The sequence below is a fragment of the Nocardia carnea NBRC 14403 genome (assembly GCF_000308515.1).
Lineage (GTDB): Bacteria > Actinomycetota > Actinomycetes > Mycobacteriales > Mycobacteriaceae > Nocardia > Nocardia carnea.
Map to the genome: position 1 here is coordinate 1 of NZ_BAFV01000108.1, position 12,781 is coordinate 12,781.

A 12,781-nucleotide genomic window follows, 5' to 3' on the forward strand; every position below is an offset into this window, starting at 1 on the left:
ACCATCGCCGCGGCTGCTGGTGGCCAGGATGTCCACCATGGGGTTGAAGGCTATCGAGTCGGCGCCCATGAGGGGGATGTCGCGGATTTTCTCGCCGGTGGCGGGGTTCCACAGTTGCACACCATTGCCGCGGCTGATGGTGGCGAGGATGTCGCCCGTGGGGTTGAAGGCTATCGAGTCGGCGCCCATGAGGGGGATGTCGCGGATTTTCTCGCCGGTGGCGGGGTTCCACAGTTGCACACGATCGTCGTAGCTGATGGTGGCGAGGATGTCGCCCGTGGGGTTGAAGGCTATCGAGTTGGCGTCGGTGGGGATGTCGCGGATTTTCTCGCCGGTGGCGGGGTTCCACAGTTGGACATAATCGCCGCTGGTGGCGAGGATGTCGTCCATGGGGTTGAAGGCCATCGAGAGGGCGACGCGCGTGGCGGGGATGTCGCGGATATTCTTGCCGGTGGCGGGGTTCCACAGTTGGACACCAGTGCCACGGCTGCTGGTGGCGAGGATGTCGCCCGTGGTGTTGAAGGCCATCGAGAGGGCGAAGGTGGGGATGTCGCGGATTTTCCTGTCGGTGGTGGGGTTCCACAGTTGGACATAATCGCCGTCGCTCCTGGTGGCGAGGATGTCGTCCATGGGGTTGAAGGCCACCGAGGAGGTTCTGCCGGTGGGGAGTTCTGCGGTGAGGGGATTGAGGGAAGCGGCGAGCATTGCTTGGTGGACTTCGAGGGTTGGATTGATCCGCCATGCGGCCAGTGCGGTGAGCCTGGCAGCGACGGGGTCGGTGTTGGTGTCGTTGAAGAGTCGACTTTGACTGATCAAGCCGTGTGCCACGGTGGCCTTCGTCAACTCGGTTGCTGATCGGTTCTTCTGGACGACCAGGACAGTCGTGATGGTGAGGGCGATGACGAGCGCGATCAACACGCTGATGCCGGCTTGTTGTTGCCGGGTCCGGCGGTGTTGCGCCCGGGTGGAGGTGTTGAGGAATCGGCGTTCGGTCTCGTTCAGCGGCGGGTACCGGTGTGGGTCGGCGGTGATCCGGGCGAGAGTGGCGATGGCGGTGTCCAGGACGCTACCGCTGTAGAGGTAGGCGTTGTCGCCACCGCTGTCAGTCCAGGAGGTGGCCGCGGTACGCAGCCGGGTGATGACGGCGCGGTCGGTGCGGGTTTCGGCCAGCCATACATCGCGTAGCAGGGGCCAAGTGTGGAGCAGGACTTCGTGACTGATCTCAACGGTGTCGGCTCCGAGAGTGAGTAGCCGTTCGGAAGCGAATGCCTCCAGCACCGCCTCCACATCCCCGGCCTCCCCGGTCGCGGGGATCAGGTCGGTGCGTAGGACGCGGTCGGCGGTGTCGATGCCCTTGGTGTCGGTGACGGTGAGGCGGGTGAAGATCCTGCGGGCGGTGTCCTGCTGGGTGGGGGTGAGCGTGTCATAGGCGTGCTGGGCACTGTCGGCGACAGCGGACGCGATGCCGCCGGTGCGGGCGTAATCGAGGATGCTCAGGGTGCCCCCGCCGCGAGAACGCCACGCCCGATCCAATGCGTCCGACACCAGTGGCAGTACTCCTGCCCCGAGCACCGCCGCACTCGGGGTCGCGGAGAATGAACCTGTGGGGTGAGTGGTACGCATATCGCGCAGGAGTTGCTCGGTGAGGTCGTCATCGACCCGGGACCCGGCTTTTTTGGCGGGTTCGGTGATGGCCAGACGAACTTGATGTTCGGTCATGGCGGTGACCATGTAGCGGTGCTGGGTAGGGTCGGTCAGTTCGGGGATGTCCACACAGCGAGGCTCGAAATCGGAGCGCACCACCAGGACCAGGACTACCGGCGGAGGCGCGCCTTCCCGGGGTGGGGTGGTCGCGGCGGTGTGCAGGGCGGTGAGGAATCCTTGGCGTTGTTCGGGGTCGGAACATTGGGTGAAGATCTGCTCGAACTGATCGACCACCAGCAGCAACCGTCGATCCTCACCGGCTGAGGTCTGCTCCCCGCCGGCGGCGGCTTGGGCTGCGGCCACTGCATAGCTGGTGGGGTCGGCTCGAAGTTCTCCTCGGAGCGTGGTCGCGTCCAGCCCGACCGATTGGGCAGTCCGCAACGCCAACTCGTCCACCGGCAGGTGCCCCGGGCTCATCACCAACGCCGGCCACCGGTGCGCGTGCGGCGCCCTGCTCAGGCCTTGTCCGCGGATACGCGGCAGGACCCCCGCACGCAGCAAGGAGGATTTCCCGGCACCCGAGACCCCGGAAACCATGAGAATCTTCGGTTGCCGCGTGCTTTCACCGAGCCGCCGCAAGATGGCGTCGATGGCGTCGTCGCGGCCGAAGAAGAACGGGGCATCGATTTCGTTGAACCAGCCCAACCCACGATACGGCGACTCGACCACACCACCGGTATCGACCAACGGGGTGGGGGCGACCCCATCGGTCCAGGTCGCCGGATAGTGGTAGTTGATCTGCACGTTGTGATCGCCGAACTGCAAACCGCGACCGTGGCGCGCGTCCACCTGCTGCCGCCCCTGTTCGTCCCCGTCGATCGCGGGACCTTCCGTAGGACCGACTATATCCACCACAACCTGCCCCCTCCCACAGCCCTGTCCTTCATGCCCTTATCACCCGGGCCGACCCATACTGTGTGGCAATGATGGTGTCGTGGCCGGGTCCGTGTTCGACGCGCGGTACACAGCGGGACAGAGTCAGCCGAAGGTGTTGTGTTGGGTGTTGTAGTGCCCGACCTGCACTCCCTGGGAGTGGCTCAGATTGATATGCCCACGTGCGTATTCGACGTATTCTGTGGGGGCCACGGAGAGCAGTCGCTCCGCAGACTCCCGCTGTGCGGCGTCATCGACCACCCGAGAGCGTCGCACCACCGAATCCAACGCCGCAATATCACCACCAGGTGCTGCTTCATTCGCCTCGATCGCTGCCCGCGCATCACCGCCGCCACCACTGATGCGGTTGCGCAGCGCGAGGTAGGCGTCACGCACGGCCGCTGACGCCGCTTCCTGTCCACCCGCCGCCGCACCCGCAATCAGCGCTGTCACGATCGTCATCGGATCCATACGGACATCCCTTCAGACATATTGTGCGCCAAGGCTACACAACCAACCCGCGTCAAACCCCGGAGAACTTTCAGTGACCTCATGATCCTGGCTCCACCACCGACTTCTCGCCCGGACTTCCAACGCCTCTAGGTATCGGCCACCGTGAGCCAAGTCGGCAGCGCATTACTGGAGCTGCGGCACCGCCACCGCGCCCGATGGCCAGCCAACTACTCGCCAATATGTGCACCGAAGCCAACCAGACCCGCGAAGCCTCCGGGCTGCCACCTGTCCAGGCTGCTCGGCGACCTCGCTCCCTACCAGCGCCGATCCACCGTCCGTGAACTCGACGACCGTGTCCGCTCACTCCAGGTCGCCACCAGCAGCAGGAGCAGCTGATATGCACTGGATCAGATTCGAGGACACCGACGACTGGGTATGGGCACCCGACTGCGTCGTTGCAGCGTGGTGGGGTGAGCCGTCACCATGGTTCGGACGGCTGACCGAACGCAACGAACGCATCTTCCGGCAATCCCGCTATCGAACACCCTGGCAGAGCGCGGTCGCCGAAGAACTGTCCGAGGCCCGTGTCCGCCAGGACATCGACGAAGGCACCGACTTCTACGATCACCCTTGACTACAGTCGGACTGCTGCTGCGCCAGTAGGCTGACCTACAGCTGGTCGGAGAGCGTTCTGAACAGCAATAGATACCGCCGGCGGCCGGGCTACCAGGTGTCGTGGCGGCCGCTGAGTGCTCGCGTCAACACCGCGGACCCGTGCTGTGTTGCCCGTTCGTGCTCCACGAAAGCCTGGGCCAGAACATGATTCAAATGCGTGACGTACACATCGGCGCGGCCGGACATGTCACTGGGCGGAGTGAACACGCGTCGCATATCGGTCGGGCGTAGGTCAACTTCTGCGATGACAACGTCGGTGTGGTCGCGGGTGCGGATGCGGACGTGCATGCCTACTGTGACCAGCTCTCCGCGTTCGGTGAGGACGACGCGTCCATGGTTGCGGGTGTGAGGCAGGATCCAGCAGCGCAGTTCTTCGACTGCGGTATAGGGGTGTTGGTGACCGTCGCTCTCACCGATGATGGCCTTGCCGCGGTCGAACAGCTTGCGGTTGCGCACAATGACGAGGCTCAGCCCTGTCAGGCCCGAGAACTTCTCGGCAGCTTGGCGAACCGAAGCAACCGCTTCCCTGTCCGCCTCGGCCGCGGCCGCGCGAGCAGACTCCGCTGCCTGACCTTTTCGCATCGCACGCTCGCGTTCGCGGTCGATTGCTTCGTCGAAACTCCCCATGACCAGCAGCGTATCCCTGACCCCCCCCCGAACCGTACGCCAGAGAGTTCAGATCTGCCGATATTGCTGTCGTTCACCATCGTTCGGTGAAGGTGGAAGCTCCCGTTCAGTGGCGCCTACCCCGACCTGGACGTGACCGGGCCCGGTCACCGAGGGTCGGCGGTCACCGTCACATCCCGATCTCCGACTCGGTGCCGGTGCTTTAGGTTTTGCTCAGCAGCTGGTCGTAGGGTTCCAACTACGGGGCCGGACGCTCGTCAGGTCGTAGCGCATCTGGATTGCGCACAGCCAGGAGCGGAAGACCGTGTTCGGACGCCGGGCCGGTGTGCCCGGACCACCCCGCGGCATAGTGGGATAGGCCCACGCCACAAATGGTGTACGAGCCCGCCGCGTATCACTGCTTGCTCTGATTCGGGGGCCGCAGCGATCCGCACCTTGTGCTGCGGCCGCGTGTGTAGGACTCCGCAGGAATTCCTTCGTCGAATTATCGATATCTACGGTGGTCGTGCGCCTGGCGCAGGAGCTCGGCGGCGTTGTCCTCGCTCAGCGCGGGCGGGGCTTCGGTTTCGGGGACGTCTTCCATGTCACTTTCGGATCGTTCATCACCGCTTCTACCTGCTCGGCAGTCAACGCGGGGTAGCGCAGGCGATTCATTGCCGGTCCCTTTCCTTCTGCTGGTCGGCTCGGGCCAACAGTGCGTGAACCCAGCGCTCGGCGTCGGCGCGCTGTTCGGCGGTCGGGCCATCTCCGAGGCCGCCGCTTTCCGACCACGCCTGTTCGGTCAGGTACTGGACCTCCTGCTCGGCTTCGATCTCCCGCTGCCATGCCGCCTCGGCTGCACGGGCGGCGGCCGCTTCGACCGGATGCTCCTGCTCCCACACCACCGCGTCCCGCACGCTCTCGCTGAGCAGTCGCTGCCGGCACGCCTTGGCGATCCACTCCGACAGGTTCTCACCGGCCGCTTCGCAGACGCGGACAAACAGAGCGTCGTCCATTGATATTGTTGCCGTGGCCATACTGCCAACGATATGCCCACCGCATGTGGCAGGCAGGCGGGTCACGGAACCGACCGAGCGGCATGCCACCGCGGAGCGGCTCCGCGCCCCGCGCGGCGAGAAAACCCGGCACGCCTGGAACTTTCCCGCCGCCGCGGCAGAAGGCACAGAGACGAGACCGGGGAATATCCCGCTGACCACCACATAAGATCGGTGCTGGCGCTGGGCCGTCACCGACCGTCATGGCGTGCACCGCCGTCGCGAAGGGCCAGAGTTCGAGGCGGGGTGGGGTTGATGGTGAGAGGCTCAGGGATCGGGTTGTCGCGGCCCTGCAACTCGTCGACTTCGCGGGCCTTCGGCAGAACTCGCAGCTCGATGGAACCGACCGTGGCATTGAACGCGTCCACCGTGCCGGTGAGTTTGCTGCCGAGCTTGTTGAGATGTCCGACAGCAACGCGCAGGCGTTTGGTCATCTCCTGGCAGATTTCGACGGTGTGCTTGATGTTCTCGACGGCCGCTTCTTGACGCAGGACCACCGCCACCGAGCGCAGCAGCACGAACAGGCTGGTCGGCGTTGCGAGAATGACGTTGCGGCCTGCCGCGTACTCCCACAGTGCCGGGTCCTGCTCCCACGCCGCATACAGGAACACCTCCGACGGCACGAACATCACCACGAATTCCGGTGACTGTTCCGGCAGCGTCCAATATTCCTTCTCGGTGAGCTGGTCGATGTGTCTGCGCATGTTCTTGGTGTGCGCCGCCAACCGCACTTTGCGCTCGGCTTCGTCACGAGCATCGTGGGCTTCCAGGAACGCGTTGAACGGTGATTTCGCGTCGACCACGATCGACATCTCACCGCCGATACGCACCACCATGTCCGGCCGCATCGTCGCGCCCTCGGAATTGGTGAGGCTGGGCTGTTCGAGGAAGTCGACCTGATTCAGCATTCCGGCCTCCTTCACGACGGTGCGCAACTGACGCTCGCCCCACGTCCCGCGGACATTGGGCCGGCGCAAGGCGTTCACCAGCCGCCCAGTTTCCTTCTGCACTGCCTCATTGCTCAGCCGCAACTGCTCGTTGGTGTCGCGCATCTGTTGCAGCTGCTCACCGAGCGAGGCGAATGAGCCGACGCGGTCCTTCTCGACCCCGCGAACATATTCGGTGAGGCTCTCTACCTGCGCCGACAACGGTTTGATCAGCTCGTCGACCGCACTTCGACGCTGTTCCAGCTCCTGGCCGGTGGCCTGGGCTCGCTGGTCGGCCAGCTCGGTGAACTGTTTGACCAACCGTGCTCCGGACTCCTCCAGTACCTGACCGGCCATGGCCTTGATGCCGTCCCGCTCGGTACGCAGCAACTCGATCTGTTCGGCAAACCGCTTCCGCGCGGCCACCAACTCCGCCTCGGCCCCGGCCCGCGCCGCCGCTTCCGAGTGAACCCGGGCTTGCAACGCATCCGCTCGCTCGACCGCGGCATCCCGGTCTTGCCGTGCCTGTTCAACAGTCGTCCGACATTCGGTCCGTACCTGTTCGATCGCCGTGTCGTGTTCGATACGCGCCTGCTCGGCCGCCACCTCGCGTTCGATACGCGCCTGCTCAGCCACCGTGTCGCGTTCGGCCCGCGCTGCCGCGATCACGGTGTCACGCTCTTCACGTGCCTTCTCACCTGCGGCGTCACGTTCGCGCCGCATCTGGTCGGTCGCCTCGCGCTCGCGCCGTGCCTGTTCTTCGGCAACGGCCACCCGGCTACGGCCCGCCATGAAGCCGACACCTCCCGCGAGACCGGACACCACGACCATCATCAACACGAACACGCCCATGCCGATCAAATCGAATCCTTTCGCTGAACACCGATACGACCCCGGCCCTGACCGGTCGGGAAGTAGCACTGCGCGCGGGCCTACCGCATCTCCGAGCGCGCAGGGACAAATACCACCACCCACCGACAGGGACAGGAACCACCGTAAACCGCGAAAACATACCGGTCGCAAGTCTTTTGGAAACTATGGCCAAGATTCTGTCCGGACGAACAACGCCTCATCGGCCCCAGGAGGTACCGCGCGATCTCCCGCGACCACCACGATCGACATGCCTTCGCCAGACTGTGGTCGGCGACCCCGCGACCAACCCGCTGATGCGGTGTGCCGGGAAGGCAGCACTGGGCATGCCGCACACCGAGGTCGGCGACTGCTTCACACGCAAGGCCGGCGGGCAGGAATTACCGTCGGACCGGGCGGGAGGCCGACCGCGCCGAGATCGCTGTCTACTTCAACGACCTTCTGGACCATCGGGTTCGGGCGCGGACGACCGGGGGGTGGGTCGCTGCCGGGCCGGGCGTGCGGTCACTCCGAGCGCGAACATCACGTCTGGATGGATACGCAGCCCGGTGACGGCCTGGGTGGAGCCGGTGTCGTGGGGAGCGGCGCCGTGGGCTGTCGCTGGTGACATCATTGCTGGGTGCAGCATGACTTGGAGCGGTTGGGCCCGCTCGGTTTCCAGAACTTGGCCGCGGCGTTGGCGGTGGCCGAGTTCGGCTCGCAGGTGCAAGTTCTCGGCGCGGGACGTGACGGCGGCCGGGATATGCTGTGCAGCGGGACGCTCGTGTGGGCGGGTTCGGAGGAGCAGCCGGGCGACCTGTGGGACGGCTACACCGTCTTCCAGGCCAAGCACAAGCAGCGGCTAGAGGCCGATCCGGGGGCCAACCTTCGGTGGTTGTGGCAACAGGTTCGCAGCGAACTGAAGGATTGGGCCGATCCGGAGTCCGGCCGAGATCCGATCCCGCACTACTGGGTGATCGTGACCAACGTGCTGTTGACGCCCGTACCGGAATCCGGTGGGTTCGACACGCTGAATTCCAGCATCAGGAAATTCATCGAAGATCTCGCCGACGATTCCCGCGATCTCCCCGGCGGGGGCCAGGAACGCCGAGAGAAGCTGCGGCGGATCCGCCGGTTACGGAAGTGGCGTATCTGGGATGGCAACCAGGTCGACGCGTTGGTCACCAAACATGACGGTGTCCGGGGGGCGTTTCCCGCCTTCCTCACCGCGTCCGACGTGTTCGCCAACCTGGCTCAATACACCGACCGACTGCCCCTGAACGAACTCCAGGGCGGGCTGTTCCGGCATGCCCGCACGACGTTGATGGGTGAGCGAGCGATCTATTTCGACGAAGCCGGCGCAGGAGACACCGTGGGCACCCCGATCGAACAGGTAGCCATCGACCTGCCGATCACCCCAGAGCCCGGCGGCCAACGGCGCACAGTGTTCGGGCACATCCTGGACCGCGGTGAACGTGTTCTGCGGCCACGACTGAACTTGTATTCCGGGCCCCGGCATGTCGTCGTGGCCGGCGGACCCGGCAACGGGAAGACGACCATGTCGAAGTTCCTGGTGCAGGCGTACCGGGCGGCGCTTCTGGAGGGTGCAGAAGACCTGAGCACCGACCATCACGCCGTCATCGGGGCGACAGCCCACAGCCTGCGCGAGCTGGGCCGCGACGGGCTACCCAAACATCGACGCTGGCCGATGCGTATCGATCTGGCCGAGTACGCCGAAGAGCGAGGGCTCGACGAGGATTCGACGCTGTTGTCGTGGATCGCGAAGAAGGTGTCGGCACGTTCGAACCAGGGTTCGGTCACCCCGAGTTCGCTGTTCTCGTGGATGCAGCAGTGGCCGTGGTTCCTGGTCCTCGACGGTCTCGATGAAGTCACCGAGCCGCGCATCCGCAAACGGCTGATCCACCAGATCACCGAGTTCGTCAGCGACGCCGACGGCGACAACTGCGACCTGCTCGTCGTGGTCACCACGCGACCGACTGGGTATGTCGAGAACATCGCGCCAACACAATTCGAACGCATCGATCTGTCCCGGCTGAGCATCGAAGATGCCCTGCGCTATGGGATCCTCGCCACCCGAGTACGCCTCAAGGACGACCGCGAGAAGATCGAGCGAATCGGCAGGCGATTGCTCCGCGCCGCCGACGACGAATCGCTGCGCTACCTGATGCAGACACCCTTACAGGTGCTGATCATGACGATCATCGTGGAAGGCGCCGGCCACCTCGCCCCAGACCGCTACAGCCTGTTCTGGGGCTACTACGAGACCGTATTCAAACGCGAACGCAACAAGCAGACCTCCCTGGCGAGGCTGCTGCAAGAACACGCCAACACCATCCTCGTGCTGCACCAGCACGTCGGCTTCGAACTGCAAGTGCGCAGCGAGCGCGATACTTCCACAGCTACCATGCCTCCCGAGGAACTACGCCACATCGCGTGGAAGATCCTCACCGCCGACGGCTACCGGCCCTCGGACACCGATTCCGAGCTGCTTTCTCGGATATTCACCGCCGCGACCCACCGACTCGTACTGCTCACCCCGGTCTCCCGGGGACACGAAGGCCTGGGGTTCGATGTTCGGTCCCTACAGGAACTCATGGCCGCGCGATATCTGACAACTGGTTCCATGGAGCAGATCACCGACCGCCTGCGCACCGCCGCGGCAAGCCCCCACTGGCGCAACACCTGGATCTTCGCCACCGGCAAGCTTTTCGCTGAACCCCAGCCCCATCAGCACGACACGGTCGTCTCCCTGATCGAAACGATCGACACCAACGCCACCGACCGGCTGGGGCAAATTTGCCCGATCGCACCGTCACTGGCGCTGGACCTGATCGATGACGGGATGGCCCGCTCGATACCACTGTTCCACGACCGCCTTCTCGCCGTGGCATTCGGGATCTTCCGCCTCCCTCTACCGTCGGACCCGCTCGCAGTAGCCGGGGTCCTGGTGCGCGCCGCCACCGGCAGCGACCACGTCCGCACCCTGATCGCCGAGGGCCTCCGCAACGGACTCAGCGACATTCCCGTCGTGCGCGAAACCACCCAAGCGATCCAAGACCAGATCGAGACCGCTGGCCGCGAAGCCAAAGCCCCCGCGGCTGTCCGTGGCCTCAGCGGAGTCCGAGGCCGGCCATACCCCAAAAAGCCGGAAACCACTCCCGAACAGGCCTGGCAAAGCTACCGCGAGACCCTGACCCTGCTCTCGGACTCCGCGTGGGCCCACGCGGTAGAACAGGCCGACGAGGCATTCCGTACCATCGCCAAACAGGGATCTATCGGCGTCGATGTCTCGCCCGTGCTGGAAGCACTCCTCGATCACGATGCGGCCGTTCTACTCGAACTGGCGCTGGAAAGCCTCCTGGGCCATGAGCCACAACTGATGGAAACTCTGAGAAAATTCGTAGTCCCGATGCTGCACCGCTCACCCGTGGGCGAACAACTGCGATAGCCCCTCCATCAGCTGTACCCCTCAGCAACTCCCAGCCTCAGCCGAGGGGGGCGGGATCGTCGGGAAACGGGTACGGGAGTACAGCAGCCGGTGGCAGGGTTCGGCGTATGCCGACGGCAGCCGGGTGTCGGGTTGCAGCCATTGATCGGCGATTCGCACGCCAGCCGATGTGGTCTGACCTGCGGCCTGAAATCCTACCGGGGGGGTTACTGAAATCTTCGATGAAAATCCACATCAGGGGTTTTCGGGCGCCCAGACGACGAACCGATCCGGCAGGAAGAAGGGCCGCGCCCACACACATCGCACCAGCTCACACGGGAAGACGTGGCGTCACGCTTGTTCGTCCGGCTCCGCGGCGCGGTCGACCACCCGCAGCCGCGGGCGGGGCAACTCGAAGCCGAAGCCGTCAGCGACGGCACGATCCAGGTGCAGCTGTTTCTGCGCCGCGCCGTCGCGGCAGGAGCGCGGCATGCCCCGGCACACCAGGAACGTGCCGCCGGTCGCGGGATCGACCAGGATCTCGACATCGTGAAGTCGCAGCGAATCCCAGTCACGACCGGGGTAGCCCTGGTGGTCGGTGCCGCATAACGCGCAGATCGGCGGCGTCCACCCGTGCTCGGCCAGGAGCGCGGCCAGTGCGCGGTCTTCGTTCACCCGGGGCGTGGTGGTCTGCCCGCAGGAGCACACAGCCCGGACTTTTCGGCCGGCCGGAAGGTAGCCCGCCGGGAGGTGCACATGCGGGGTGAAATCGGCGGGCCGGTCGGTCATCTTGTCGCTTCGGGGGTGTCGGTGGTGAGCAGGCTGATCGGGGTGTTACGCACCGCGTACAGATAGATTTCGGCGGCCAGGGGGTCGGCGTCCCACCGGTCGTACACCGCGGCGGCCGGGTCGGTCCGGGCCTCGGGGCCGGAGTTGCCGCGGACCTCGACCGGCACCGTGAGCCCGAGTTCGGCGACCCGAACGTCGACGGTTGCGCGGAATGCGTCGAGGTAGCAGGTGTAGCGGGTGGCCCACCGGTGCAGCAACGCCTCCTGCTCGGCGTCGAAAATCCGCTGCTGAGCGGCTTCTTCGTGTTCCCACTCGGCGTAGGGCCGACCTGCGTGGCGCGCGACCAGCGCCTGCGCCGCCTCGCCCTGGGCCTCATCGAGGGCAATCTGCTGCCCCTCGTAGTCCTCCCCCTCGGCGAGGGGCGGCGGCCAGCGATAGAGGCGCCGCGTACCGGGTTCTTCGACGACTTCACCGGCGTCCAGGAGGTGGTCGATGTGCACGTCGATGACGATCGGAGCGCTGCGGTACCCGGCGAGAAGGTCGGGCTGGTCACACCCGGCGCTGATCAACAGCTCTTCTACCCGATCGGATTTCCAGCTGCCCGACCCGGTCCCCCGCAGTGCGGCGATCCCGCCGCGATTGGCCGCGACCTCCGCCAGGACCGACACGGCGAACGCGGCGAAATCGATCGGCTCCGTGCCGGACTCGCCCCCGGGTGCGGGGGTGGCGCCCGCGGCGACCAGCGGGCGGGCGGGCCGGCGCAGGCGCGCCGCGCGGCCCAGCAGATCCACCACCTGACGGTGAATATCCTCGGCGGTCAATGCCGATTCGGTCGACGGCGGGATGAGTGCGGAATCGTCGGTCATGGACGGTCACCCCCGAACGGGGAGACGGCGGCTTCGTCATCGGGATGACTCAGGCCACGGTCGGCCAGGACCTCGCGCAGCGCGTTGTCTTCTCGGCTCTTGCGCTCGAGATAGGCGGGGCTGTCGGTGATCTCGACATCCCCGGCCAGCTCCAACGCGATGGCCATCGCGTCGAGCACGGCGCGAGCGTGGGCGTGCCCCAGGCCCGACAGGGCGCCCAGCAGATCGACGGGAGTGCCGTGGGCGATGCTCAGCGCCAGGCGGAGCAGCCGGTCTTGCCCGCCGTGGAGCGGGCCGATCTGGTCGTCGTGTAGGTCGCGGGCCAAGACGGACCAGTCGACCCAGGCCGCCTCGACGTCCTGATTGTTCCGGTCGGGGACGGTTTCGATATCGATGCGACGGCGGATGTCGGCGCGGTCGAGCAGGTCCGCGAAACCGAGCAGACCGATCGCGGCGCGGTGAAATGGATTGCCACTGACCGCGCATCCGGCATCGAGCCGGCGGCGCAGGTCGTCGGTGGGCAGGGTGGTCACGGTA

11 protein-coding genes are annotated in these 12,781 nt (G+C 65.6%); 3 read left to right on the plus strand and 8 right to left on the minus strand.

The genetic code is table 11. The features are described 5' to 3' along the window. The coding region (locus ON22_RS27315; RefSeq protein WP_218000705.1) for an AAA family ATPase at positions 1-2,559 on the minus strand (2,559 nt) is incomplete at its 3' end. A gap of 123 nt (positions 2,560-2,682) precedes the next feature. Continuing rightward, positions 2,683-3,048 (minus strand): RIP homotypic interaction motif-containing protein, encoded by a 366-nt coding sequence (locus ON22_RS27320; protein WP_033247444.1) that lies wholly within the window; start codon positions 3,046-3,048, stop codon positions 2,683-2,685. 379 nt (positions 3,049-3,427) lie between these two features. On the opposite strand from ON22_RS27320, the gene ON22_RS27325 reads away from it, so the two are divergent. Beyond that, positions 3,428-3,664: a hypothetical protein gene (locus ON22_RS27325; RefSeq protein WP_033247443.1), complete on the plus strand. Its 237-nt coding sequence runs from the start codon at positions 3,428-3,430 to the stop codon at positions 3,662-3,664. 89 nt (positions 3,665-3,753) lie between these two features. Here the strand turns inward: ON22_RS27325 and ON22_RS27330 are convergent, their stop codons facing one another. From ON22_RS27330 to ON22_RS27340, 3 genes are all read right to left on the minus strand, one after another. Beyond that, on the minus strand, positions 3,754-4,332 hold the full coding sequence (locus tag ON22_RS27330) for a hypothetical protein (protein WP_033247442.1): 579 nt from the start codon (positions 4,330-4,332) through the stop codon (positions 3,754-3,756). 650 nt (positions 4,333-4,982) lie between these two features. After that, entirely contained in the window at positions 4,983-5,327 is a 345-nt protein-coding gene (locus tag ON22_RS27335) for a hypothetical protein (RefSeq protein WP_033247441.1), read from the minus strand. A 230-nt stretch (positions 5,328-5,557) separates the two neighbouring features. Continuing rightward, positions 5,558-6,718 (minus strand): DNA recombination protein RmuC, encoded by a 1,161-nt coding sequence (locus ON22_RS27340; RefSeq protein ID WP_157170445.1) that lies wholly within the window; start codon positions 6,716-6,718, stop codon positions 5,558-5,560. A 51-nt stretch (positions 6,719-6,769) separates the two neighbouring features. On the opposite strand from ON22_RS27340, the gene ON22_RS36950 reads away from it, so the two are divergent. Together ON22_RS36950 and ON22_RS27345 are read left to right on the plus strand one after the other, a co-directional pair. Beyond that, on the plus strand, positions 6,770-7,171 hold the full coding sequence (locus ON22_RS36950) for a hypothetical protein (protein ID WP_157170446.1): 402 nt from the start codon (positions 6,770-6,772) through the stop codon (positions 7,169-7,171). A 610-nt stretch (positions 7,172-7,781) separates the two neighbouring features. Beyond that, on the plus strand, positions 7,782-10,610 hold the full coding sequence (locus tag ON22_RS27345) for an NACHT domain-containing protein (protein WP_033247440.1): 2,829 nt from the start codon (positions 7,782-7,784) through the stop codon (positions 10,608-10,610). Between the two features lie 330 nt (positions 10,611-10,940). Here ON22_RS27345 and ON22_RS27350 read toward each other — a convergent pair whose 3' ends face one another. From ON22_RS27350 to ON22_RS27360, 3 genes are read right to left on the minus strand one after another with little or no spacing between them, the layout of a single operon-like run. Then, positions 10,941-11,378, minus strand: coding sequence for a hypothetical protein (locus ON22_RS27350; RefSeq protein WP_033247439.1), 438 nt, complete (start codon positions 11,376-11,378; stop codon positions 10,941-10,943). Beyond that, on the minus strand, positions 11,375-12,244 hold the full coding sequence (locus ON22_RS27355) for a hypothetical protein (RefSeq protein ID WP_033247438.1): 870 nt from the start codon (positions 12,242-12,244) through the stop codon (positions 11,375-11,377). The genes ON22_RS27350 and ON22_RS27355 overlap by 4 nt, the downstream gene beginning before the upstream one ends. Further along, positions 12,241-12,777, minus strand: coding sequence for a hypothetical protein (locus ON22_RS27360; protein WP_033247437.1), 537 nt, complete (start codon positions 12,775-12,777; stop codon positions 12,241-12,243). The genes ON22_RS27355 and ON22_RS27360 overlap by 4 nt, the downstream gene beginning before the upstream one ends. Between the last annotated feature and the right edge of the window lie 4 nt (positions 12,778-12,781).

Coding starts and splice junctions, on each gene's coding strand:
- ON22_RS27320 (WP_033247444.1), bottom strand. CDS start 3,048: ATGGATCCGATGACGATCGTGACAGCGCTGATTGCGGGTGCGGCGGCG.
- ON22_RS27325 (WP_033247443.1), top strand. CDS start 3,428: ATGCACTGGATCAGATTCGAGGACACCGACGACTGGGTATGGGCACCC.
- ON22_RS27330 (WP_033247442.1), bottom strand. CDS start 4,332: ATGGGGAGTTTCGACGAAGCAATCGACCGCGAACGCGAGCGTGCGATG.
- ON22_RS27335 (WP_033247441.1), bottom strand. CDS start 5,327: ATGGACGACGCTCTGTTTGTCCGCGTCTGCGAAGCGGCCGGTGAGAAC.
- ON22_RS27350 (WP_033247439.1), bottom strand. CDS start 11,378: ATGACCGACCGGCCCGCCGATTTCACCCCGCATGTGCACCTCCCGGCG.
- ON22_RS27355 (WP_033247438.1), bottom strand. CDS start 12,244: ATGACCGACGATTCCGCACTCATCCCGCCGTCGACCGAATCGGCATTG.